Below are 23,903 nucleotides of genomic sequence, written 5' to 3' on the forward strand. Positions count from 1 at the left end.
GACCTGCCGATCCTACCGTCCGTCCGACTCGCGGGGCACCTTGACCACGATGCCCACCACGATGAACAGCGCGGCGGCCACCAGCTGCAGTGCCGCCCACACCTGTCCGGGGATCGGCACCGTGACGAGCGGGTTCCAGCAGACGGCGACTGCGGCCATGAGCAGGGCGGCCCACCAGACCTTGCCGCGCACGCTGAAGACCAGCACGATCAACGCGAGCACCGTGACGCCCCAGCGGGCGAAGACGAAGCCCGACGAGTCGACGATGGCGACGCAGGCCAGCAGCACGATCGCCGCGATCATCGACGGCGCCAGCGCGGGCCGGGTGAATGGCGGGGTGGTGCGGGCACCGTTGGCAGGTGCGGCGGCTGCGGGTCGCGGGGACCCTGCGGGCACGCCGTGCTGGGACGACCCCACCGGGGGCCGCCCCTTGCGTGCGGCCATCAGTCCGCGGAGCCGTCGAGGTCGATCGCCTGGATCGACCGCGACATCGGCGGCAGGTCGCGGACGCGCTCGAGCGCCGGCACCAGCTCACCGACCAGCGCGCGGTAGCCGTCTTCGGTCAGGTGCAGGCCGTCCTCGGTGAAGCGGGCGTCCAGGTGGTCGCCGTCGGCCAGGGCGGGCCAGGCGTCGAGGTACTGCGCGTGGCACGTGGCGACGAACTGCCGGAGGTGCCGGTTGGCCTGCTCGATCTTCGTGGCGTACTCGGCTTGCCGGGGCAGGATCGACACGAGCAGCAGGCGCACGCCCGGCAGCTCGCGGCGGAGCGTGACCAGGATGGTCTCGACGTTGCGGACCACGTGCTCGGCGCTGGCGCGGTGGTTGCCGAAGTCGTTCGTGCCGATGAGCAGCACGATCACCTCGGGCTGTTCGGCGACGACGGCGTCGAGGCGCGTCAGCACGCCGTCGGTGGTGTCGCCACCGATGCCCTGGTTCAGCGTGTGCTCGTCGGGGAGCCAGGTGTCCCAGTCGCCCTGTTCGGTGATGCTGTCCCCCAGGAAGAGGACGGGGCTGCGGTCGTCGGTCATGCTGCCTCCTCGTGCGCCGGCTCGGGGGTCCCGGTCTGCTGCGTCCGGTTGCGCTGCGTGGACTCGGTGTGGTCGGACTCCCGCTCGGCGGCGGCGGTGATGCGCTCGACCATACCGGGGAAGATGACGCCGTGGAACGGCAGGATGCCGTACCAGTACAGCCGCCCGGCCAGGCCCTGCGGGAAGTAGATGGCCCGCTGGTGGTAGTCGCTGCCGCCGTCGGGGCTCGGTGTGACGGTCATCTCGAGCCAGGCACGACCGGGCGACTTGAACTCGGCGCGGAGTCGCAGGTACCGGCCGCGCTCGAGTCGTTCGACGCGCCACCAGTCGAGCGCGTCGCCCTGCTCCAGGCGCTGCTGGTCACGCCGACCGCGGTTCAGGCCGACGCCGCCGGCGATCTTGTCCATCCAGCCGCGGGCGACCCAGGCGAGCGGGAACGAGTACCAGCCGTTGTCGCCGCCGATCGACTCGACGACGCGCCAGACGTCCTCGGCGGAGGCACTGGAGTGCCGCTTCCGGTCGTCGACGTAGACCGTGTGCCCGGCCCAGTCGGGGTCGTTCGGCATCGGGTCGGCCGAGGCGCTCGAGAGCGTCGCGCTGCGCCAGCTCGTCTGGACCTGACCGATGCGCATCTTGTTCAGCGCGAGGCGGACGGCCCGACGGTACGAGGTGAGCCCGCCCTCGGGCTGCGGCACGACGTCGTCGATGTCGTGCTCGCGCTGCACGCACTCGAACTGCAGCGACTCGATGATCGGGGTCGCGAGCTTGCGCGGGATCGGGGTGACGGCGTTGAACCAGTGTGCGGCGAGGCGCGGGGTGAGCACCGGCAGGACCGTGATCGGGCGCTGGGGCAGCTTCGCCTCGACCGCGTAGCCGTTCAGCATCTGGCCGTACCGCAGGACGTCGGGTCCGCCGATGTCGAAGGTGCGGTTGACGTCGGCGGGGACGTCGAGCGCGGCCACCAGGTAGTACAGGACGTCGCGGACCGCGATCGGCTGGATGTGGTTGCGGACCCAGCGCGGCGCGGGCATCCACGGCAGGACGTCGGTCAGGTGCCGGATCATCTCGAACGAGGTGCTGCCCGAGCCGATCACGACCCCGGCCTGGTACGCCACCGTCGGCACGCCGGAGCCGAGGAGGATCTCCCCCACCTCCTTGCGGCTGCGGAGGTGCTTGGACAGCTCCCCGTCCGGGTGCAGCCCACCCAGGTAGACGAACCGGCTGACGCCGGCCGCCTTCGCCTCGCGCGCCATGGTCTCGGCGGCCTCGCGCTCGGCCGACTCGAAGTCGCCGTCGGCCCCCATCGCGTGGGCCAGGTAGTAGACCGCCTCGACCCCGTCGACGGCGGCGCGCACCGCCTCGGCGTCCTGGAGGTCGCCCTCCGCGACGTCGACCTCACTGCTCCACGGGACGTCCTGGAGCTTCCGGGGGTTGCGCACGAACACCCGGACGGAGTGGCCGGCTTCGAGGAGACGAGGGACGAGACGACCACCGATGTACCCGGTGGCGCCGGTGACGAGGACCTGCATGCCCTGCACGCTACGCGGCACGCCTGACGGGTAGGCTTGCCGGGTGGACAACGCAGCCTTCCCCGTCACCGTCGATGCCGTCCGTGGCCTCATCGACCACGCGATCCTGAAGCCCGAACTCACCCGCGCGGACGTCGACGCCCAGCTCGACGAAGCCGCCGCCCACCGTGTCTTCAGCGTCTGCGTCCGTCCGAGCGACGTCGCCCACGCCGTCGAGCGCCTCACGGGCACCGGCGTCGGCGTCGGCACCGTGATCGGCTTCCCGCACGGCACCACGTCCACCGCGGCGAAGGTCGCCGAGTCGCTGCAGGCCCTGGCCGACGGCGCGTTCGAGCTCGACATGGTGCAGAACATCGGCGCCGCGAAGTCGGGTGACTGGCAGCGCGTCGAGCAGGACGTCCGCGCGGTCGTCGACGCCGCCGGCGACAGCGTGGTCAAGGTGATCCTCGAGACCGCGTTCCTGACCGACGACGAGATCGTCGCGGCCTCGCGTGCGGCACAGACCGCCGGCGCAGCCTTCGTGAAGACCTCGACCGGGTTCGCCGGCGGTGGCGCGACGGCCGAGCACATCGCCCTGATGCGCCGCACGGTCGGTGCCGACACCGGCGTGAAGGCCTCCGGCGGCGTCCGCGGCCTCGACACGCTGCTCGAGATGGTCGAGGCGGGCGCCGACCGCATCGGCACGAGCGCCTCGGCCCGCATCCTCGACGAGGTCGCGCACCGCGCCGAGACGGGCGCCGCGTCGGCGCTCGGCGACGACACGACGTCCTACTGACCCACGGGGCTGACCCACGGCGCTGAGCCCACCCGGCTGAGCCAGCCCAGCTGAGCCAGCCCACGCACCCAGCACGACCCACCACGACCAGGCCGGTGCCCACCGGACGCGACGACGCGTCGGCGACCCGCACCGTGCCTCCAGACCGCCGCATCGGAGCGCGCATGTCCAGCACCGCACCCCAGTCCCCCGCCCTCGCCCTGGCCGTCGACCTCGGCGGCACGAAGGTCGAGGCCGCGCTCGTCACCGACCAGGGCGTTGTGCTGCCGGCGACCCGGTTCCGCAGCCCCACCGGGCCGCAGCGCACCTCGGACGAGCTGCAGGCCGCCGTCGACGAGGTCGTCACGGCCGCGCTCGGCGCGCTGCCCGCCGACGCGACGCTCGTCGGCGTCGGCGTCGGATCCGCCGGCCCGGTCGACGAGGAGCACGGCCTCGTCTCCCCGCTCAACATGCCGGTCTGGCGTGGCCACCCGCTGCGCGACCGGATCGCTGCGCTCGTGCCGGACGCCGTCCCGGTGACGCTCCGCATGGACGGCCTGGCGATCACCCTGGCCGAGCACTGGGTCGGCGCGGCCCAGGGCTACGAGCACGTCATGGGCATGATCGTCTCCACCGGTGTCGGCGGCGGGCTCATCCTGCACGGTCGCACCGTCAGCGGACCGACGGGCAACGCAGGCCACATCGGCCACGTCGAGTGCGGCGGCTACGACGACCCCTGCGCCTGCGGCGGCACCGGTTGCCTCGAGGCGATCGCCAGCGGCCCGAAGACCGTGGCCTGGGCACGTCGTCAGGGCTTCGCGGGCACGACCGGCGAGGAGCTCTCGGCCGCGTACGCCGCCGGTGACGAGATCGCCGTCGCAGCGATCCAGCGGAGCGGCCGTGCCCTCGGGCAGGCCATCGCCGCCGCCACGAGCCTGGTGGACCTCGAGATCGTCGCCATCGGCGGCGGGTTCTCACACGTCACCCCGGACCTGTTCGAGTACGCCCGGCAGGCCGTGGCGGAGCGTGTCGAGTTCGGGTTCGTCACGAAGGTGCAGATCGTGCCGACCGGGTTGTCCCAGGACGGTCCGCTCATCGGTGCCGCGGCGCTCGTGCACCGCGCCGACGTCCTGCGCTGAGCACGCGCGTCGCGCCCGGTCCGGGGTGCGGCCGTCAGTTGGCTGCGTCGTCGACGCGGCCCACGCCGTGGACGTGACCGGCGACGGCCTGGAGGCGCGGTGCGGGCCCGCCACGTGCCTCCCGGCTTGCCCGTGGCTTGTCCACAGGCCTGTCGGTCGCGTCCGCAGGTCGGGCAGGATGTGCGGGTGCCCCGCCCGCGACTGCTGACCAGTGACGACTGGCCGGAACCCGAGCTGCGTGCGGCGGTCCTGGCCGGTGAGCTGGTCGCCGTCGGTCCCTGCTGGGCCTCCCCCGCTGAGCCGCAGACGCCGTCGTTGCGCGCGGCCGCAGCCGCCTGGGTCCTGCGGGACGCGCGGCTGATCGCCTGCACCCTGACCGCCGCGTGGATCTGGGGCGCGGTGTCGCGGCCGCCGGTGCCGCTCGAGGCCTGCATCCCGCCGCAGATCCGCGTCCACGTCGGGCCGGACGTGCGCCTGCGGGAGGTCCGGATCGACGTCGACGACACCGTCGAGCTCTCGCGGCTGCGGGTCACGGTGCCTGCGCGGACCGCGGTCGACCTGCTCCGGACGCCGGGCCCCTCGGCCGGTGCGTTCGGGGAGGCCGAGGCGACGGCCGTGCGCGGGCTGCTCGCAATCGGGGCGGTCACCGCTGCCGAGCTGCGGGCACGCCTGACGTCGCTCGGGACGATCCCCATGGTGCGGCAGGCCGAGCGGCGCCTGCGGGGGCTGCAGGGCGCGGCTGGGGGTGCTGTGCGGTAGGGGGTCGCGCGCTGGGTGCGGGCGCGGGTGGTCACAACACCCCGCTCAGGTACGCCGAGTGGTCACGGGATGTCGGTTGGCGCGGCTGCAGCCGACGGTTCGTGACTGGTCGACGCTGACCGGACGACGAGTCGTGACCGGTCGGCGGGCGGGAGGCGCGGGGCGGGGCCGCCACGTGCCTCCCGGTCCGGCGCGTGCGGGCGGTCAGGACACCCTGCTCACGTTCGCCGAGTGGACGCGAACTGTCGGTTGGCGCGGCTGCAGTCGACGGTTCCTGACCGCTCGGCGGTGCCCGCGCGACGAGTCGTGACCGGTCGGCGGGCGGGAGGCGCGGGGCGGGGCCGCCACGTGCCTCCCGGTCCGGCGCGTGCGGGCGGTCAGGACACCCTGCTCACGTTCGTTGAGTGGTCACGGACTGTCGGTTGGCGCGGCTGCAGTCGACGGTTCCTGACCGCTCGGCGGTGCCCGTGCGACGAGTCGTGACCGGTCGGCGGGCGGGAGGCGCGGGGCGGGGCCGCCACGGGCCTCCCGGTCCGGCGCGTGCGGGCGGTCACAACACCCCGCTCACGTCCGCCGAGTGGTCAAGAACCGTCGGTTGGCAGGGCCGCAGGCGACAGTTCGTGACCGCTCAGCGGGCGGGCCGCGCGGGGCCCTGCCGCTAGCCGGCGCTGACGCGGTAGACGTCGTAGACGGCGTCGATGCGTCGCACCGCGTTGAGCACGCGGTCGAGGTGGATGGTGTCGCCCATCTCGAACACGAACCGGCTCAGCGCGAGACGGTCGGACGAGGTCGAAACCGTCGCGGACAGTATGTTCACGTGGTGGTCCGTCAGCACCCGGGTGACGTCGCTGAGCAGGCCCGACCGATCGAGCGCCTCGATCTGGATCTGCACCAGGAACACCGACTTCGACGACGGGGCCCACTCGACCTCGATCATCCGGTCGGGCTCGTTCATGAGCGACTTCACGTTGGTGCACGACGACTGGTGCACCGAGACGCCCTGGCCGCGGGTGATGAAGCCCACGATCTGGTCGCCCGGCACCGGCGTGCAGCACTTCGCGAGCTTCACGAGGATGTCGGGCGCACCGCGGACCAGCACGCCGCTGTCGCTCGTGCGCAGCTGGCGACTGGTGACCTGGCGCGGGAACGCGAGTTCGGGTTCGTCGGTCTCGGTCTCGGTCTGGACGTTGCCGAGGACCTTCTCGATCACCGACTGCGTCGAGACGTGGCCCTCGCCGATGGCGGCGTACAGGGCGGAGACGTCCTCGTACCGCATCGACGAGGCGACCTCGGCGATGCTGCCCTGGCTCATGATGCGCTGGAGCGGGAGGTTCTGCTTGCGCATCGCCCGGGCGATGGCGTCGCGACCCTGCTCGATCGCTTCTTCGCGGCGCTCCTTGGTGAACCACTGCTTGATCTTGTTGCGCGCGCGGGGGCTGCGGACGAACTGCAGCCAGTCCTGCGAGGGGCCGGAGTCGGGGTTCTTCGATGTGAAGATCTCGACGACGTCGCCACTGGACAGCTGGCTCTCGAGCGGCACCAGGCGGCCGTTGACCTTCGCACCCATCGTGCGGTGGCCGATCTCGGTGTGCACGGCGTAGGCGAAGTCGACCGGGGTGGCACCGGCGGGGAGTCCGATGACCTTGCCCTGCGGCGTGAAGACGTACGTCTCCTTGGCGCCGATCTCGTAGCGCAGTGAGTCGAGGAACTCGCCCGGGTCGCTGGTCTCGGCCTGCCAGTCGGTGATGTGGGCGAGCCACGCCATGTCCTGGTCGTCCGTGGTCGACGAGGTACCGGCGTCACGGCCGGCAGCGCGTTGCTTGTACTTCCAGTGGGCGGCGACACCGAACTCGGCGCGCTGGTGCATCTCGTGCGTGCGGATCTGGATCTCGACCGCACGACCCTGCGGTCCGAGCACCGTGGTGTGCAGCGACTGGTACAGGTTGAACTTGGGGGTCGCGATGTAGTCCTTGAAGCGACCGGGCAGCGGGGTCCAGCGGGCGTGCACCGAGCCGAGCATGGCGTAGCAGTCGCGCACGGTCGGCACGAGCACGCGGATGCCGACGAGGTCGTAGATCTCGTCGAACTCACGACCCCGCACGATCATCTTCTGGTAGATCGAGTAGTACTGCTTCGGCCTACCCATGACGTCGCCGCGGACCTTGGCGGCCTTCAGGTCCTTCTTCAGGGTGCCGATGACGTTCTGGACGAACTGCTCGCGCTTCGGCTGGCGTTCCTTGACCAGGCTGTCGATCTCGACGTAGAGCTTCGGGTGCAGGACCGCGAACGACAGGTCCTCGAGCTCGAGCTTGATCATCTGGATGCCGAGCCGGTGCGCGAGCGGCGCGTAGATCTCGAGCGTCTCCTTCGCCTTGCGCGTGGCGGAGGTCGACTCGACGAAGCCCCACGTGCGGGCGTTGTGCAGGCGGTCGGCGAGCTTGATGACGAGGACACGGATGTCCTTCGACATCGCGATGACCATCTTGCGGACGGTCTCGGCCTGCGCGCTGTCGCCGTACTTGACCTTGTCGAGCTTCGTGACGCCGTCGACGAGCATCGCGATCTCGTCGCCGAAGTCGGCCCGCAGCTGGTCGAGCTGGTAGTCGGTGTCCTCCACCGTGTCGTGCAGGAGCGCGGCCGCGATGGTGATCGTGCCGATGCCGAGGTCGGCCAGGATCTGCGCGACCGCGACCGGGTGCGTGATGTACGGCTCACCGGACTTGCGCTTCTGCCCGTCGTGCGCGCGCTCGGCGACCGAGTAGGCCCGCTCGATGAGCGTCACGTCGGCCTTGGGGTGGTGCGAGCGGACCGTGCGGATCAGTGTGTCCACGGCGCCGGCCGGCTGGGCGCGCGAGAACAGGCGCGGCAGCAGCGAGCGGAGGGAACCGAGGTTGCCGGTGGTGTTCGGACCGATCGGGCTCGAGGGCCGCGGGGCGGAACCCGGGCGGCTCGGCGCGGACGGCTCTTCGCGGGTGTCCGTCATGATGCGCCTCCCAGGACTCGGTCCGAGAGCTCGATCCGAGCTCGATCCGACAAGACTACGCGTCCCCGGTCAGTGCCCGTGACGCGGTTCGCCGTGGGCGTCGCGCTCCACCGGTGCCCCCGCCTGCTCCCAGGCGAGCATGCCGCCGGAGAGGTTGACGGCCGGGACCCCCGACTGCTCGAGCGCCGCGACGATGCGCGACGAACGGCCGCCGGAGTGGCAGACGATGATGGCCGGCTGGTCGCCGCCGTCGATCTCCTGCCAGCGGTCCACGAACTCCGACATCGGCACGAGCGTGGCCTGGGGAGCGTGGACCTCGTCCCACTCCCCCTGTTCACGGACGTCGAACAGGCGGGCTCCGGCGTCGATGCGGCGCTGGGCCTCGGCGACGTCGATGTCCTGGATCTCGATGGGCATCAGACGTTCGCCTCCGCTGCGTCGACCTCGCGCCGGCGCTTCTCGGCCGCCGCGGTCTTCTTGGCGTCGGACTCCTTGATCTTCGGCTCGTTCTCGCGCAGCTGCGCGTACATCGGCGACGCGATGAAGATCGTCGAGTAGGTGCCGACGATGATGCCGATGAACAGCGCGAGCGAGATGTCGCGCAGGGTACCGGCGCCGAGCACGTACGACCCGATGAAGAGGATCGCCGCGACCGGCAGCAGTGCCACGACCGAGGTGTTGATCGATCGGACGAGGGTCTGGTTGACCGCGAGGTTGACCGACTGCTTGAACGTCCGGATCGATTCCTGCGCGGTGTTCTCACGCACCTTGTCGAAGACCACCACGGTGTCGTAGAGCGAGTACCCGAGGATCGTCAGGAAGCCGATGACCGCAGCGGGCGTGACCTCGAGCCCGACGATGCCGTACACGCCGGCCGTGATGAGCAGGTCGTGCAGCAGCGCCGCCATCGCGGACAGCGACATCTTCCAGGTGCGGAAGTACAGCGTCATGAAGACCGCGGCGAGGGCGAGGAAGATCACGAGACCACGGATGGCCTGCGCGAGCACGTCGGCACCCCACGTCGCGCCGATGAAGGTCGCGGCGACCTGGCTCTCCGGGACGTCGTAGGCCTTCGCCAGGGCGTCCTGCACCTCGGTCGTCTGCCGGTCGGTGAGCTGCCCGGTCTGGACCCGGATGCCGTGCGTGCCGAGCTGCGAGACGCGCGGGATCGACTCCGGGACGACGTCCTCGACGGTCTCGGTGGCGATGTTCTGGTCGAGCGTCTTGACGTCGGAGATCGTGAACTCCGAGCCGCCGGTGAACTCGATGCCGAGCTGGTACCCGCCACGGAGCCACGGGGTGACCAGGGAGATCAGGATCATCGCGAGGGCGATGAGGTACCAGGTCTTCCGGCGCCCGATGATGTCGTACGACCGCTTCCCCGTGTAGAGGTCGCTGCCGAACTGGCTGAAGCTGGCCATCAGTCGTCCTTCCCGTCCGGCGTCGAGCCGTTGTCGCCGGAGGCCTGCTGGGCCTTCCGCTCCGCGATCGTCTGTCGGCGCTGTGCCTCACCGGCACTGCGCTGGCGCTTGCCGTCCACGACGGGTGCGCGGAACTGTGCGCGCCCCCGGTAGACGGCACCGAGTGCTGCCGGGTCGAGACCGCTGAAGCGGTGCCCCTCGCCGAAGAACCGGCTGCGGGCGATGAGCTGCATCATCGGGTGGGTGAAGAGCGCGACCACCACGATGTCGATGAGGGTCGTGAGGAGCAGCGTGAACGCGAAGCCCTTCACGTCGGCGACCGCGAGCACGTAGAGCGTCACGGCGGCGAGGAAGTTCACCGCGTCGGACGCCAGGATCGTGCGGAGGGCACGCTTCCAGCCGGACTCGACCGCGCTCTCGAGGGCACGGCCGTCACGGAGTTCGTCACGGATGCGCTCGAAGTAGACGATGAACGAGTCCGCCGTGATGCCGATGGCGACGATGAGACCCGCCACGCCCGCCAACGAGAGGCGGTAGTCGACGCGCCACGACATGATCGCGATCACCAGGTAGGTGAGCACGGCGGCGATCCCGAGCGACAGCACCGTGACGAACGCCAGGGCCCGGTACTGGATGACCGAGTAGATGATCACCAGGATCAGACCGATCAGGCCGGCGACGAGGCCACCGATGAGCTGCGCGGTACCGAGCGTCGCCGAGATGTTCTCGTTCGACTGCACCTGGAAGTTGATCGGCAGCGCACCGTACTTGAGCTGGTCCGCCAGGGTCTTCGACGACTCGGCCGTGAACGATCCGGTGATCTGCGCCTTGCCGTTCGTGATCGCGGAGTTCGTCGTCGGTGCGGTGATGACCGAACCGTCGAGCACGATCGCGAACTGGTTCTGCGGCTGCTGGAGCGAGACGAGACGGTTCGTGACGGTGCGGAAGTCCTTCGAGCCCTCGCCGTTGAACGTCAGGTTGACGGCCCACTGGCCCGTCGACGTGCCCTGCGAGTCGGTGGCGAGACCCGAAGTGGCGTTGCTGATGTCGGCACCGGAGACCTCGACCGGACCGAGGATGTACTTCCCCGCGCCGTCCTGGTCACACGTGACCAGCGGCTCGTCGTCCGGCGCCGTGGTGACGTCGTCCGGAGCCGCGCAGTTGTAGTTGGTGTAGAGGTCCTGCAGCTTCGGCGTGACCCAGTTCAGGTCGCTCGCGTTCGTCGGCTTCGCGCTCGGCGTCGCGGCGAGCGAGGCCGGCGGCGAGTACGGCGTGGCCGATGCGGTGCCCTTGCCGTCGTCACCGACGGCGGAGTTCGTCGCGGCCTCGGTGAAGAGCACCGGACGGAAGGTCAGCTTGGCGGCTGCCTCGATGCGGTCGATCGTGGCCTTGTCGGGGCGACCCGGGATCGAGACGACGATGTTGTTCGCGCCCTGGGTGTTGATCTCGGACTCGGAGACACCGGTGGCGTCGATGCGCTGGCGGATGATGTTCACCGCCTGCTGCAGCTGCTGCGAGGCGACGGAGTCGCCCTCGGTGTTCTGCGCCGCGAGGGTCAGCTGCGTGCCGCCCTGCAGGTCCAGAGCCAGCTCCGGCACCCAGCTCGCGCCCTGGTACCACTTGTCGGTGTCGTCCTTCGAAGAGCCGGCGAGGATCGACGCGGCGGTGTTCACGCCGGCGAGGATCGCCATCAGGATCACCAACCAGGTGAGCGAGCGCAGCGCCTTCTTGACGGGTGTCGATCGTGCCACCGGTCGTCTCGTCTTTCTGTTCAGGACCGTCGGCACACCGTGCGACGGCAGAGGGAAGCCGCCGGGTCAGACGACCCGGCGGCCGAGGGCGTCAGTCGTCGGACTTGCGCTTCGTGGCGTCGGTCTCGTCGACGCGGTCGGTGTCGACCCGCTTGCCGTAGACCGGCTCGCCGTTGAGCTCGGCCACCGGCTTCGGCTCGTCCTCGGTGGTCGTGGTGGTCTCGACGTCGGACGCGTTGTCGTCGACGACGCGCGACAGGGTCTGGCGGTGCACGGTGACGACGGTCCCCGGTGCGATCTCGACGTCAGCGGTGACCTTCTCCTCGTTCACGGAGAGGAGCGTGCCGTAGAGGCCGAAGGACAGCATGACCTTGGCGCCCGGGACCATCTTGTCCACGAGTTCGGCCTGCTGCTTCTTGCGCTTGCGGCTGTTGTAGAACATGAAGGCCGCGAACGCCACGACGATGACGATGAGGATGACTTCTTGACCCATGATGCGTTGCCTTCTCTGGTTGCTCGGTTTCGGGCCGTAGCAGTCTAGGGCACGCCGGTGTCCGTGGCATGTCACTCGACTGATCGGCGTTCAGTCGTCGGTGTCCTGGTCGTCGAAGAGCCCCGGCTGCCCGCCGTCGGCCTGTCCGGGAGTGAGGCCGAGGTGCCGCCAGGCACGTGGTGTGGCGATGCGCCCACGGGGCGTGCGCGTCACGAGACCGACCCGGACGAGGAACGGTTCGACGACCGACTCGATCGTCTCGGATTCCTCGCCGACGGAGACGGCGAGGGTGTTCAGCCCGACCGGGCCCCCGTCGAACCGGGTCAGCATGATCTCGACCACGGCCCGGTCGAGCCGGTCGAGCCCGAGTTCATCGACGTCGTACAGGTCGAGTGCACCCTGGACCGCGGCCATGCCGTCGGTGGTGCGGTGCACGAGGGCGTAGTCGCGCACCCGGCGGAGCAGGCGGTTCGCGATGCGCGGGGTGCCCCGGGAGCGTCCGGCGATCTCGCGCAGGGCGGTCCGGTCGATGTCGAGTTCGAGCAGGTGGGCCGCACGGATCAGGACCTGCTCGAGCTCGTCCTTCTCGTAGAACTCGAGGTGGGCGGTGAACCCGAAGCGGTCGCGCAGCGGGTTCGGCAGCAGGCCGGCCCGGGTGGTGGCGCCGACGAGCGTGAACGGTGCGAGGTCGAGCGGGATGCTCGTGGCACCCGCACCCTTGCCCACCATCACGTCGATGCGGAAGTCCTCCATCGCCAGGTAGAGCATCTCCTCTGCCGAGCGGGCCATGCGGTGGATCTCGTCGATGAACAGCACTTCGCCCGGGACCAGGGACGACAGCACGGCGGCGAGGTCACCGGCGTGCTGGATCGCCGGGCCACTCGACATGCGCAGCGGTCGCCCGGTCTCGTGCGCGACGATCATCGCGAGCGTGGTCTTGCCGAGGCCGGGAGGACCCGCCATCAGGATGTGGTCGGGCGTGCGCTCCTGCATGCCCGCGGCCTTGAGGAGCAGGTCGAGCTGCCCGCGGACCTTGCGCTGCCCGACGAACTCGTCGAGCGAGCGCGGCCGGAGCGCGCCTTCGAACGCGAGTTCCTCCTGCGACTCGGCGCCGGCGGACGTGATGCCGCTCACCGGCCGGCTGCCGCGGGTCGGAGTGCGCCGAGGGCGGCACGGAGCAGGGCCTGGGTGCCCATCGCGGCGGCACCGGGCTCGTTGGCGACGGCGTCGTCGACCGCGGACTGTGCCGCGTCCTCGCGCCAGCCGAGGCCGATGAGCGCCGAGACGACGTCGACCGCGGCGGGGTGCACTGCGGTCCCCCGTGCTGCCGCGACCACGGCGGCCTGCTCGAAGGCCACGAGCTTGCCGGAGAGCGCGACGATGATGAGCTTGGCGGTCTTCGGGCCGATGCCGGAGACCTTGCGGAACGCACCGTCGTCCTCGTTCGCGACGGCGTTCGCGATCTGCGCCGGGTCCATGTGGGCCAGGACGCCCATCGCGGACTTCGGGCCGACGCCGGAGACCCCGCGGAGCAGGTCGAACACCTGCAGCGCGTCGGTCGACTCGAACCCGAAGAGCAGGTGCTCGTCCTCGCGCACGATCATGGCGGTCCGCACGAACACCTCGGACCCGTGGCGCATCGTCAGCGCGTGCGCGGGGGTCACGGTGACGGCGTACCCGACTCCCCCGACCTCGATCACCACGGCCGAACCGGCGATGTCGATGCAGGTGCCCCGGAGACTCGCGATCATGCTCCGAGCCTAGGGCCGCCCACCGACGACGCCGACCTGCCACGCTGCGGGCGGGCCGCGGCGGCGGCCGCGCGGGCCAGCGGCGAGTCGACGTTGCCGCCCTGGGCGTCCCGCCAGGCGCGCTGTGCCGGCGTGAGGTTCGTGGCACGCGAGCCGGCGGCGTCGGGTGATCCGAGCCTCCAGGCATGGCACACGGCCAACGCGAGCGCGTCGGCGGCGTCGGCCGGCTTCGGGGCCTCGTCCAGACCGAGCACGCGCGCGATCATGGTCTGCACCTGCCGCTTGTCGGCGTTGCCGTAGCCGGTGACGGCGGCCTTGACCTCGGACGGGGTGTGCAGCCCGACGGGCAGGCCGCGGGCGGCCGCGGCGTGCAGCGCCAGGCCGGCGGCCTGCGCGGTGCCCATCACGGTGCGGACGTTCGCCTGCGCGAACACCCGCTCGACGGCGACCGCATCCGGGTGGTGCTCGTCGATCTCAGCGGCGATGCCGTCGGCGATGCGGAGCAGCCGCTGTTCGAGCGGCATGTCCGGCGGGGTGCGCACGACCGTCACGTGGACGAGCCGTGCGCGCCGGTTCGGTGCGACCTCGACGACGCCGACGCCGCACCGGGTGAGCCCGGGGTCCACCCCGAGCACACGGAGCACGGCTACTCGCCCTCGTCCTCGTCGAGCTCGGCCTGGACGTCCGCGGGGATGTCGAAGTTCGAGTAGACGTTCTGCACGTCGTCCGAGTCCTCGAGCGCGTCGATCAGGCGGAACACCTTGCGGGCGGTCTCGGCGTCGACCGGGACCTTGAGGCCGGGCACGAACTCGGCGTCGGCGGAGTCGTAGTCGATGCCGGCGTCCTGGAGGGCGGTGCGGGCGGCGACCAGGTCGCTCGCCTCGGTGATGATCTCGAAGCCGCCACCCTGGTCGATGACGTCCTCGACACCGGCGTCCAGCACCGCGGTCATCACGGTGTCCTCGTCGAGGCCGTCGGTCTTCGTGACCGAGATGACGCCCTTGCGCGAGAAGTTGTAGGCGACGCTGCCCGGGTCGGCCATGGTGCCGCCGTTGCGCGACATCGCCGTCCGGACCTCGGCCGCAGCACGGTTCTTGTTGTCCGTGAGGCACTCGATGAGCATCGCGACGCCGTTGGGGCCGTAGCCCTCGTACATGATCGTCGTGTACTCGATGGTCTCGCCCGTGAGACCGGCACCGCGCTTGACGGCGCGGTCGATGTTGTCGTTGGGGACCGAGGTCTTCTTCGCCTTCTGCACGGCGTCGACCAGGGTCGGGTTGCCGGACATGTCGGCACCGCCCATCTTCGCGGCGACCTCGATGTTCTTGATCAGCTTGGCGAACGACTTGGCACGGCGCTGGTCGATGACCGCCTTCTTGTGCTTGGTCGTTGCCCACTTGGAATGCCCGGACACGGTTCTCCTTGCGTCTTGCGGAAAGTCCCGCTCAGTTTAGCGGCCCTGTGGGCCGAACACCGGTCTGGAGGCGCGGCGCGGCTTCCGTCCCGTCGGTGCGGCGGGTGGACGGTCACGCCTCAGGCGCTGCGCACCAGGTCGAGGAACCGGCGGTGGAAGCGGTCCTCGCCGGCGACCTCGGGGTGGAACGCACTCGCGATGACGTTGCCCTGCTGCACGGCGACGACCTGGCCGTCGGGCAGTGCGCCGAGCACGTGGACGTCGTCGCCGCGCTGCTCCACGACGGGGGCCCGGATGAACACCGCGTGCACCGGGGCCTCGCCGAGGTCGGGCATCGGGATGTCGATCTCGAACGAGTCGTTCTGCGCACCGAACGCGTTGCGGCGCACGGTGGTGTCGAGCACGTCGAGGGTCTGCTGGCCGCTGATGCCGTCGGTGATCCGCGACGACAGCATGATCATGCCGGCGCAGGTGCCGTAGGTGGGCAGGCCACCGCGGATCGCGTCGGCGAGGGGCTCGGCGACACCGAACGCGCGGGACAGCTTGTCCATCACGCTCGACTCGCCCCCGGGGATCACGACACCGTCGAGGGTCTCGATCTCCTCCGGGCGACGGAGGGGCACCACGTCGGCGCCGAGCTCGGTCAGCGAGGCGATGTGCTCGCGGAAGTCACCCTGCAGCGCCAGGACCCCGATGCGGGGCCGAGCGGCGCTCGTCGGACTACCAGCCACGCTCGGCGAGGCGGTGCGGTGCGGGGACGTCGGCGACGTTGATGCCGACCATCGCCTCGCCCAGACCACGGGACACCTCGGCGATGACCTTGGGGTCGTCGTGGAAGGTCGTCGCCTTGACGATCGCGGCGGCACGCGCTGCCGGGTCGCCGGACTTGAAGATGCCGGAACCGACGAAGACACCGTCGGCGCCGAGCTGCATCATCATGGCGGCGTCGGCCGGGGTGGCGACACCACCGGCGGTGAAGAGGACGACGGGGAGCTTGCCGGTGCGGGCGACTTCCTGCACGACGTCGATCGGGGCCTGGAGCTCCTTGGCGGCGACGTAGAGCTCGTCGTCACGCAGGTTGCGGAGCGCCGCGATCTCCTTGGTGATGGTTCGGATGTGCTTGGTGGCCTCGGACACGTCGCCCGTGCCGGCCTCGCCCTTGGAACGGATCATGGCCGCGCCCTCGGTGATGCGTCGGAGCGCCTCGCCCAGGTTGGTGGCACCGCAGACGAAGGGGGTGGTGAACTTCCACTTGTCGATGTGGTTCACGTAGTCGGCTGGCGACAGCACCTCGGACTCGTCGATGTAGTCGACGCCGAGCTCCTGCAGCACCTGCGCCTCGACGAAGTGGCCGATGCGTGCCTTCGCCATGACGGGGATCGACACCGCGGCGATGATCTCCTCGATCATCGAGGGGTCAGACATGCGGGCGACGCCGCCCTGCGCACGGATGTCGGCGGGGACGCGCTCGAGGGCCATGACGGCGGTCGCACCGGCTTCTTCCGCGATGCGGGCCTGCTCGGCGTCGACGACGTCCATGATCACGCCGCCCTTGAGCATCTCGGCGAGTCCGCGCTTGACGCGGTCGGAGCCGGTGATCGAGGTGCCAGGGGTGCCGGAGGTGCTGGTGCTGTCGCTCATGATGCCGACCAGTCTAGTGCGCCCGGGGCCACCCGTCGGCGACGAGTCGACGGGTCTCGCCGAGCAACTGCGACATGGACTTCGTCCGGGCGATGATCGGGAAGAAGTTCGCGTCCGACTGCCACCGCGGGACGATGTGCTGGTGCAGGTGTGCGGCCACGCCGGCACCGGCGACCTCGCCCTGGTTCATGCCGATGTTGAAGCCGTCGCAGTGCGAGACCTCGCGCAGCACCCGCATCGCGGTCTGGGTCAGCTCGCCGATCTCGCGCAGTTCGTCCGGAGTCGCCTCGTCGTAGAGCGGGACGTGCCGGTACGGGCAGACGAGCAGGTGCCCGTTGTTGTACGGGAACAGGTTGAGCAGCACGTAGGCGTGCTCACCGCGGGCCACGATCAGGGCGTCCTCGTCGGTCTTCCGCGGGGCTTCGCAGAACGGGCAGTCGTCGTCGTGCCCGCGTCCCCGGCCTTCGCGGCCGGCGTCGATGTAGGCCATCCGGTGCGGGTTCCAGAGCCGCTGGAACGCGTCCGGGACGGCTGCACCGGTGGCCGCGTCGCGGATCACCAGCGGATCGGTGTCCGCGCCTTCGGAGCCCGCGGCGGCGGTGGGGCCGGCCACGTCGTCGACGTGACCGGTCCCCGCGGCCTGCTCCGGGCCTCCCGACTGCGCCATCAGACCTGCGTGCGCTCGCGGATCGCGGTGAGGATGCGGTCCACGGCCTCGTCGACGGGCACCGCGTTGTCCTGGCGGCCGTCGCGGAAGCGGAAGCTGACGGCGCCGGCGTCACGGTCGTCGCCACCGGCGATGAGCTGGAACGGCACCTTCGCCTTGGTGTGCGTGCGGATCTTCTTCTGCATGCGGTCGTCCGAGTGGTCGACCTCGGCGCGGACCCCGTGCGCGCGGAGCTTCGCGATGACCTCGTCGAGGTAGTCGCCGTACTCGGCCGCGACCGGGATGCCGACGACCTGGACGGGCGACAGCCACGCCGGGAACGCGCCCGCGTAGTGCTCGGTGAGGACCCCGAAGAAGCGCTCGATCGAGCCGAACAGCGCGCGGTGGATCATCACCGGACGCTGGCGCGAGCCGTCGGCAGCGGTGTAGTCGATGCCGAAGCGCTCGGGCAGGTTGAAGTCGAGCTGCACGGTCGACATCTGCCAGGTGCGACCGATGGCGTCGCGGGCCTGCACGGAGATCTTCGGGCCGTAGAACGCGGCGCCTGCGGGGTCCGGCACCAGCTCGAGGCCGGACTCCTCGGCGACCTGGCGCAGGGTGTCCGTCGCGACGTCCCAGATCTCGTCGTCTCCGACGTACTTCTCCGGGTCCTTCGTCGAGAGCTCGAGGTAGAAGTCGTCGAGGCCGTAGTCGCGCAGGAGCGAGAGCACGAACGCGAGGGTCGTGGTCAGCTCCTCCTTCATCTTCTCCTGCGTGGTGAAGATGTGCGCGTCGTCCTGGGTCAGGCCGCGCACGCGGGTCAGCCCGTGGATGACGCCGGACTTCTCGTTGCGGTACACCGTGCCGAACTCGAACATCCGGAGCGGCAGGTCGCGGTAGGAGCGGGGCTGCGACCGGTACGCCAGGATGTGCATCGGGCAGTTCATCGGCTTGAGGTAGTAGTCGGCGCCCTGCCGGGTGACGTTGCCGTCCTCGTCCTTCGCCTCGTCCATGTGCATGGCCGGGAACATGCCGTCCTTGTACCAGCCGAGGTGCCCGGAGGTCTCGAACAGGTCGCCCTTGGTGATGTGGGGCGTGTAGACGAACGAGTAGCCGTTCTCCTCGTGCCGACGGCGCGAGTAGTCCTCCATCTCGCGGCGGATGATGCCGCCCTTGGGGTGGAAGATCGCCAGGCCGGAACCGATCTCGTCGGGGAACGAGAACAGGTCGAGTTCGGCGCCGAGCTTGCGGTGGTCGCGCTTGGCGGCTTCCTCGAGGCGCACGAGGTACGCCTTGAGCTGGTCCTTGTCGGGCCAGGCGGTGCCGTAGATGCGCTGCAGCTGCGGGTTCTTCTCGGAGCCGCGCCAGTACGCGGCGGCGACGCGCATGAGCTTGGCCGCGTTGCCGATCCAGCGGGTGTGCGGGACGTGCGGGCCGCGGCAGAGGTCCTGCCAGAGCACCTCGCCCGACTTCGGGTCGACGTTCTCGTACACGGTGAGCTCGCCGGCCCCGACCTCGACGCTCTCGCCGGAGTCACCGTCGGACGCCGCGCCCTTGAGGCCGATGAGCTCCTGCTTGTAGGGCTCCCCCGCCATCAGCTCGCGTGCCTGCTCGTCGGTGACGACCACGCGACGGAAGCGCTGGGCCTGCTTGACGATGCGGTCCATGCCCTTCTCGATCGCCTTGAGGTCTTCGGGGGTGAAGGGCTCGGCGACGTCGAAGTCGTAGTAGAAGCCGTCGGTGACGGGCGGCCCGATGCCGAGCTTGGCGTCCGGGTTGATCTGCTGCACGGCCTGCGCCAGCACGTGGGCGGCCGAGTGGCGGAGGATGTCGAGCCCGTCCTGCTCCTGCAGGGTGACGGCCTCGGCGGTCTCGCCGGCCTGCACGTCCGCCGCGAGGTCCTTCAGGACGCCGTCGACGCGGATCGCGACGACGCCGCGCTCACCGTCGAAGAGCTCGGTGCCGGTCGTGGTCGTCGTCGCGGTCCGGGGCTCGGGTGCCTGGGGAAGCTCGGCGGGCGCGGGTGCGACTGACTCGGTCACGATGATGGGACTCCTCGATCGAAATGGTGCGTCAAGACTAGTGCGAGACGTGCTCGCGTGCGGACGCACGGGATGCGCCTGTGGAGAGAACGAATGGCCGCCCCGACGGGGCGATTGCCCGCGCTCAGGCCGGGACGGCGCCGAGCGTCGCGACGGGCAGGCGCGGCTCGAGACGCTCGCGCCCGTTCAGGCCGTCGAGCTCGAGCAGGGCGGCGAACCCGATGGCCTGGTACCCGGCGCGTTCGAGCAGGGTGATGGTCGCAGCGCCGGTCCCCCCGGTGGCCAGGACGTCGTCGACGACGAGCACCCGGGTGCTGGCCGGCAACTGACCGGGGCGCAGTTCGAGTTCGGCCTCGCCGTACTCCAGCGCGTACTGCTCGCTGAGGACCTCGCCGGGGAGCTTGCCCGCCTTGCGCACGGTGAGCACGCCGACCTGGTGCTGGGCGGCGATGCCCCCGGCCAGTGCGAAGCCGCGGGCCTCGATGCCGGCGACCGCGTCGAACCCGGCTCCGACCGCGAACGGTGCCGCGAGTGCTTCGCACACGCGGCCGAACGCGACGGCGTCCGAGAACACCGGCGTCACGTCACGGAAGAGCACCCCCGGCTTCGGGAAGTCCGGCACGAGGGCGGTGAGGCGTTCGACGAGTGCAGCTGCGGTTTCGGTCACCCGCCAACGGTACGGGAGGCCCGGGGTGCGTCCGACACGTCGGCGCACGGTGCGAGGGTGGCCCGGCGTGGTGCGAGGTCCCGGACGTGGTGCCACCCCGAGGGGCGGTCACCGAGTGCGGAACCTCGCACCATGCGTGCGAGCGTGTGGCGCCGGCGCCGCAGCGCCGCGGGTCAGCGCCACATCCGCATGGCGGCGCCCTGGGTGATCCAGTCGGCCTCGCGCTGCTGGCGCTCCCGCTCGAGGCGGGCCAGCGTGGCGAGGTCGACCTCGGGCCGCTCCTTGCGGGTGCGTCGGCTCCAGATGATGAGCGACATCCCGACCCGGAGTGCGATGCGGTCGGCGAGTGAGACCCGGCGGCGCACCGCGCGGGTATCGGGTGGACGGGTGGTGGTCTTCGTGGTCACGGTGTTCCCCTTCAGGGCACGGCAGAGCTGCCCGGGTGTCGGGCAGGACGAATCCGCCCGGGTTGCGGGCAGCAGGAATTGAATGCGTGAGAATGCACTCCGGGATGGTCCGGAAATGTTCGGACAACGATCGCGGAATGCTCGTCGACACCGAGAGCGTCGCACTGTCCACCGACATTGTTCCGGCGTCGTCCGCGCAGATCGGACGGCTTGCATCAACGAGCCGTCGAGCCGTTCAGCGGATGAACGAACCGGTGCTGCACGAGCCTGATCGGCTCAGTGCACGGTGCCCGGAGGCACAGGTGTCAGGAGAGTGGGACGCTCCGGGTCAGCGGACGCGGAACGGGGTACCGACGCGTCCACGGATTCCACGGAACGGAGTGGTTGCGGAGATCATCATGGTCGGCCCCCTTTCGGTCTCGAGCTGGCGGAGTCGTCCGGGTCGAATGTTCGACCGTTCGCGACGAGTGAACACTATCGGCACCGCAATTCGGAGCGCAACCCCTTTTCCGGAAAACCTCCGGAATTGCATTCCCGAACAGGCTGATCACGGTGCGAGGTTGGTGTTCTGGTGTCGACTCGCCGGCTGTGTGCCGAGTTCCCGTCGCGCACCGGCGCCGGGCCTCCCGGCTGCACCGTGCGCCGCCGGCGGACCGGTGGCAGCTTGCGCGCTCGGTGCCGGATCGCAGGCGCGCACGGTGCGGGCAACCTCGCACCGTGTGACGGAGCACGCACGGTGCGCGGCGGCGGCGCGCACCGCGGCGGTCCGCGCACGCCGAAGGCCCGGTACCGAATCGGTACCGGGCCCTCGTGTGTGCATGCGACCGGACTAGACCGCCGCGTGCTCCGCGACGCTCGCCGTCAGGGCATCGCCCTCGACGTCGATCCGCACGGTGTCACCCGCGGTGACCCCGCCCTCGACCACCAGGGTCGCGATGCGGTCGTCGACCTCGCGCTGGATGAGCCGACGGAGCGGGCGGGCGCCGTACTCCGGTTCGTACCCGTGCTCGGCGAGCCAGTCGACCGCCGCGTCGGACACCGACAGGAGCATGTCCTGTGCGACCAGCCGGAGCGCCGTGTCCTGCAGCAGCAGCGACACGATCGACGCGATCTGGGACCGGTCGAGCTTGCGGAACAGCACGATCTCGTCGATGCGGTTGATGAACTCGGGCCGCATCGCCTCGCGCAGCTTGCCCATCACGCGGGCCCGCAGGTCGTCTTCCGCGTAGCCGTCCGTCGCACCGACCGGGGAGAACCCGAGCGCTCCCGAGCGGGAGGCGAGGAACTCCGAGCCGATGTTCGACGTCATGATGACGACCGTGTTCCGGAAGTCGACCGTCCGCCCCTGCCCGTCGGTGAGCCGGCCGTCGTCGAGGACCTGCAGCAGCAGGTTGAAGACGTCCGGGTGGGCCTTCTCGACCTCGTCGAGCAGGATCACCGAGTACGGGTTGCGGCGGACACGCTCGGTGAGCTGGCCGGCCTCGTCGTAGCCGACGTACCCGGGAGGGGCACCGACCAGGCGGGACACGGTGTGGCGTTCGCCGAACTCGCTCATGTCGAAGCGGAGCATGGCGGACTCGTCACCGAACAGCGACGACGCCAGGGCCTTCGCGAGTTCCGTCTTGCCGACGCCCGTCGGGCCGAGGAACAGGAAGCTGCCCACCGGACGACGCGGGTCGCCCATGCCGGTCCGGCTGCGCCGCACCGCCTTGGCGATCGCCCGCACGGCGTCGTCCTGGCCGACGACGCGGTCGTGCAGCTCGGACTCGAGCGCGGCGAGCCGCGTCTTGTCGGCCGAGCCGAGGCGGGTCACCGGGATCCCGGTGGCGCGTGACACCACGGCGGCGATGTCGGCTTCCGTGATCGACGTGTCCGCGGATTCCGGACTGGAGGGGCGGCTGGCGTCCGCCGACGAGGCGGCGGTGATCCGGGCCTCCAGTCCGACGATCTCGTCACGCAGGTCGGACGCTTCCTCGTAGTGCTCCTCGGCGACCGCACGGTCCTTGCGGGCCGTCAGGTCGGCGACCTGGGCACGCAGTGCCTCGACGTCGACGTCGCCCGACAGGGCGAGGCGGCGGCGTGCACCGGCCTGGTCGATGAGGTCGATGGCCTTGTCCGGCAGGTGCCGGTCGGTCACGTAGCGGTGCGAGAGCTCGACAGCGGTGCGGAGTGCCTCGGGCGTGTAGGCGACGCCGTGGTGCTCCTCGTAGCGCGGGGCGAGGCCGGTCAGGATCGCGACGGCGTCCTCGACGTTCGGCTCCCCCACCGTGACGGGCTGGAACCGGCGCTCGAGCGCGGCGTCCTTCTCGATCCGGCGGTACTCGTTGAGCGTCGTCGCGCCGACCAGGTGCAGGTCGCCGCGGGCGAGCCGGGGCTTGAGGATGTTGCCGGCGTCCATCGAGCCGCCCTCGCCGCCGCCACCGGCACCGACGACGGTGTGGAGCTCGTCGACGAAGACGATGAGCTCGTCGGCGTGCGCCGCGATCTCGTCCATCGCCTTGGTGAGGCGCTCCTCGAAGTCGCCGCGGTAGCGGGTGCCGGAGAGCATGCCGGGCAGGTCGAGTGCGACGACCCGCTTGCCCTGCAGCAGGGCGGGGACGTCACCGTCGACGATGCGCTGGGCGAGGCCCTCGACGATCGCGGTCTTGCCGACGCCGGGCTCACCGATCAGCACCGGGTTGTTCTTCGTGCGGCGGAGCAGGATCTCGACGGTCTGCTCGATCTCGTCGGCGCGGCCGATCACCGGGTCGACGTGCCCGTCACGGGCGCGCTCGGTCAGGTCGGTGCCGAACTGGTCGAGCGTCGGGGTGTCGCTGTCGGTGGCCTGGTCGGTGCCGACGGCGTCGTTGGTTCCTGGCATGGGACGCCCCTCTCGTGCTGCTGCCGCGGCCTGCTGGGCGTAGTCCTGCATGACCTGCGGGGTGATCCCGGCGCTGGCGAGCAGCTGGCCGGTCACGGTCTCCTGGTCCATCACGAGCGCGAAGAAGACGTGCTCGGGGTCGGTGTAGGTGCTGCCGAAGCCCCGCGCGGCCTGCGTCGCCTCGACGAGGATGCGCTGGGCGGTGCCGGTCAGCGCCGGGCGGCCGGGCTGCTCGGCGAGCGGCTCGTGCGCCATCGGCAGGCGCTGCTCGATCTCCTCGGCGAGTCGCTGGGGATCGACCCCGGCGGAACGCACGACGGCGTCGAACGGTTCGGTGCGGACGAGCACGTGCAGGATGTGCAGTGCGTCGATCTCGCGCTGCCCCTGCGCGACCGCGAACTCGGCGGTGTGCTGGAGCAGCTCGTGGGTCCGGCGGCTGAGCAGCCGGGTGATGTCGACCGGTCGACCGAACGCGCGGACGCGCTGCTGGTCACCGGTGCGCTGTGCCGCGAGCAGGCGGGCGAGGAACTCGTCGAACGAGTCGTTGCTACCGGTCGGGCCGAACGTCTCTGGCAAAGGGACCTCCTGGGGAACTTGAGTGCCTTCGACTCAATGCAA

22 protein-coding genes are annotated in these 23,903 nt (G+C 70.6%); 3 read left to right on the top strand and 19 right to left on the bottom strand.

Features of this window, described 5'->3' with window-relative positions:
- Nucleotides 1-12 precede the first annotated feature (12 nt).
- From DEJ02_RS01225 to DEJ02_RS01235, 3 genes are read right to left on the bottom strand one after another with little or no spacing between them, the layout of a single operon-like run.
- Nucleotides 13-444: a DUF6804 family protein gene (locus DEJ02_RS01225; protein ID WP_111031722.1), complete on the bottom strand. Its 432-nt coding sequence runs from the start codon at nt 442-444 to the stop codon at nt 13-15.
- Entirely contained in the window at nt 444-1,028 is a 585-nt protein-coding gene (locus tag DEJ02_RS01230) for a GDSL-type esterase/lipase family protein (protein WP_071403838.1), read from the bottom strand. The genes DEJ02_RS01225 and DEJ02_RS01230 overlap by 1 nt, the downstream gene beginning before the upstream one ends.
- On the bottom strand, nt 1,025-2,557 hold the full coding sequence (locus DEJ02_RS01235) for an SDR family oxidoreductase (protein WP_258378640.1): 1,533 nt from the start codon (nt 2,555-2,557) through the stop codon (nt 1,025-1,027). The genes DEJ02_RS01230 and DEJ02_RS01235 overlap by 4 nt, the downstream gene beginning before the upstream one ends.
- A gap of 43 nt (nt 2,558-2,600) precedes the next feature.
- Here DEJ02_RS01235 and deoC point away from each other — a divergent pair, with 43 nt between their 5' ends.
- The 3 genes from deoC (at nt 2,601) to DEJ02_RS01250 (ending at nt 5,209) form a co-directional block, all read left to right on the top strand.
- On the top strand, nt 2,601-3,332 hold the full coding sequence (gene deoC, locus DEJ02_RS01240) for a deoxyribose-phosphate aldolase (protein WP_111031724.1): 732 nt from the start codon (nt 2,601-2,603) through the stop codon (nt 3,330-3,332).
- Between the two features lie 164 nt (nt 3,333-3,496).
- Entirely contained in the window at nt 3,497-4,450 is a 954-nt protein-coding gene (locus tag DEJ02_RS01245; RefSeq protein WP_111031861.1) for an ROK family protein, read from the top strand.
- Between the two features lie 186 nt (nt 4,451-4,636).
- Complete coding sequence (locus tag DEJ02_RS01250; protein WP_111031725.1) at nt 4,637-5,209, top strand: hypothetical protein; 573 nt, start codon at nt 4,637-4,639, stop codon at nt 5,207-5,209.
- Nucleotides 5,210-5,867: 658 nt separating this feature from the next.
- Here the strand turns inward: DEJ02_RS01250 and DEJ02_RS01255 are convergent.
- From DEJ02_RS01255 to DEJ02_RS01330, 16 genes are all read right to left on the bottom strand, one after another.
- Complete coding sequence (locus tag DEJ02_RS01255) at nt 5,868-8,192, bottom strand: bifunctional (p)ppGpp synthetase/guanosine-3',5'-bis(diphosphate) 3'-pyrophosphohydrolase (protein ID WP_258378641.1); 2,325 nt, start codon at nt 8,190-8,192, stop codon at nt 5,868-5,870.
- Nucleotides 8,193-8,261: 69 nt separating this feature from the next.
- Nucleotides 8,262-8,609: a rhodanese-like domain-containing protein gene (locus tag DEJ02_RS01260; protein WP_111031726.1), complete on the bottom strand. Its 348-nt coding sequence runs from the start codon at nt 8,607-8,609 to the stop codon at nt 8,262-8,264.
- The gene (gene secF, locus DEJ02_RS01265; RefSeq protein WP_071403841.1) at nt 8,609-9,613 is read right to left on the bottom strand and encodes a protein translocase subunit SecF; all 1,005 of its coding nucleotides are present in this window, start codon (nt 9,611-9,613) and stop codon (nt 8,609-8,611) included. Before secF ends, DEJ02_RS01260 begins: the two co-directional genes overlap by 1 nt.
- Nucleotides 9,613-11,364: a protein translocase subunit SecD gene (gene secD, locus DEJ02_RS01270; RefSeq protein ID WP_111031727.1), complete on the bottom strand. Its 1,752-nt coding sequence runs from the start codon at nt 11,362-11,364 to the stop codon at nt 9,613-9,615. The genes secF and secD overlap by 1 nt, the downstream gene beginning before the upstream one ends.
- A gap of 91 nt (nt 11,365-11,455) precedes the next feature.
- A complete protein-coding gene (gene yajC, locus DEJ02_RS01275) occupies nt 11,456-11,857 on the bottom strand; it encodes a preprotein translocase subunit YajC (RefSeq protein ID WP_111031728.1) in 402 nt (133 codons plus the stop codon).
- 90 nt (nt 11,858-11,947) lie between these two features.
- On the bottom strand, nt 11,948-12,991 hold the full coding sequence (gene ruvB / locus DEJ02_RS01280; RefSeq protein WP_071403843.1) for a Holliday junction branch migration DNA helicase RuvB: 1,044 nt from the start codon (nt 12,989-12,991) through the stop codon (nt 11,948-11,950).
- The gene (gene ruvA, locus DEJ02_RS01285; protein ID WP_071403844.1) at nt 12,988-13,608 is read right to left on the bottom strand and encodes a Holliday junction branch migration protein RuvA; all 621 of its coding nucleotides are present in this window, start codon (nt 13,606-13,608) and stop codon (nt 12,988-12,990) included. The genes ruvB and ruvA overlap by 4 nt, the downstream gene beginning before the upstream one ends.
- Nucleotides 13,605-14,252, bottom strand: a complete 648-nt coding sequence (gene ruvC, locus DEJ02_RS01290; protein ID WP_111031729.1) for a crossover junction endodeoxyribonuclease RuvC — start codon at nt 14,250-14,252, stop codon at nt 13,605-13,607. The genes ruvA and ruvC overlap by 4 nt, the downstream gene beginning before the upstream one ends.
- A gap of 2 nt (nt 14,253-14,254) precedes the next feature.
- Nucleotides 14,255-15,022 carry a YebC/PmpR family DNA-binding transcriptional regulator gene (locus tag DEJ02_RS01295; RefSeq protein ID WP_017887357.1) on the bottom strand — a complete coding sequence of 256 codons (768 nt, stop codon included), beginning with the start codon at nt 15,020-15,022 and terminating at the stop codon, nt 14,255-14,257.
- Between the two features lie 119 nt (nt 15,023-15,141).
- Entirely contained in the window at nt 15,142-15,753 is a 612-nt protein-coding gene (gene pdxT / locus DEJ02_RS01300; protein WP_071403846.1) for a pyridoxal 5'-phosphate synthase glutaminase subunit PdxT, read from the bottom strand.
- Nucleotides 15,743-16,663: a pyridoxal 5'-phosphate synthase lyase subunit PdxS gene (gene pdxS / locus DEJ02_RS01305; protein ID WP_017887361.1), complete on the bottom strand. Its 921-nt coding sequence runs from the start codon at nt 16,661-16,663 to the stop codon at nt 15,743-15,745. The genes pdxT and pdxS overlap by 11 nt, the downstream gene beginning before the upstream one ends.
- 13 nt (nt 16,664-16,676) lie before the next feature.
- Nucleotides 16,677-17,330, bottom strand: coding sequence for an HIT domain-containing protein (locus tag DEJ02_RS01310; RefSeq protein ID WP_228516243.1), 654 nt, complete (start codon nt 17,328-17,330; stop codon nt 16,677-16,679).
- Nucleotides 17,330-19,351: a threonine--tRNA ligase gene (gene thrS / locus DEJ02_RS01315; protein WP_111031730.1), complete on the bottom strand. Its 2,022-nt coding sequence runs from the start codon at nt 19,349-19,351 to the stop codon at nt 17,330-17,332. The genes DEJ02_RS01310 and thrS overlap by 1 nt, the downstream gene beginning before the upstream one ends.
- 124 nt (nt 19,352-19,475) lie before the next feature.
- On the bottom strand, nt 19,476-20,018 hold the full coding sequence (locus tag DEJ02_RS01320) for an adenine phosphoribosyltransferase (RefSeq protein ID WP_111031731.1): 543 nt from the start codon (nt 20,016-20,018) through the stop codon (nt 19,476-19,478).
- Between the two features lie 173 nt (nt 20,019-20,191).
- On the bottom strand, nt 20,192-20,425 hold the full coding sequence (locus DEJ02_RS01325) for a hypothetical protein (RefSeq protein ID WP_128779916.1): 234 nt from the start codon (nt 20,423-20,425) through the stop codon (nt 20,192-20,194).
- An 829-nt stretch (nt 20,426-21,254) separates the two neighbouring features.
- Nucleotides 21,255-23,861, bottom strand: a complete 2,607-nt coding sequence (locus DEJ02_RS01330; protein WP_111031732.1) for an ATP-dependent Clp protease ATP-binding subunit — start codon at nt 23,859-23,861, stop codon at nt 21,255-21,257.
- Between the last annotated feature and the right edge of the window lie 42 nt (nt 23,862-23,903).

This window comes from Curtobacterium sp. MCLR17_042, from assembly GCF_003234695.1.
Lineage (GTDB): Bacteria > Actinomycetota > Actinomycetes > Actinomycetales > Microbacteriaceae > Curtobacterium > Curtobacterium flaccumfaciens.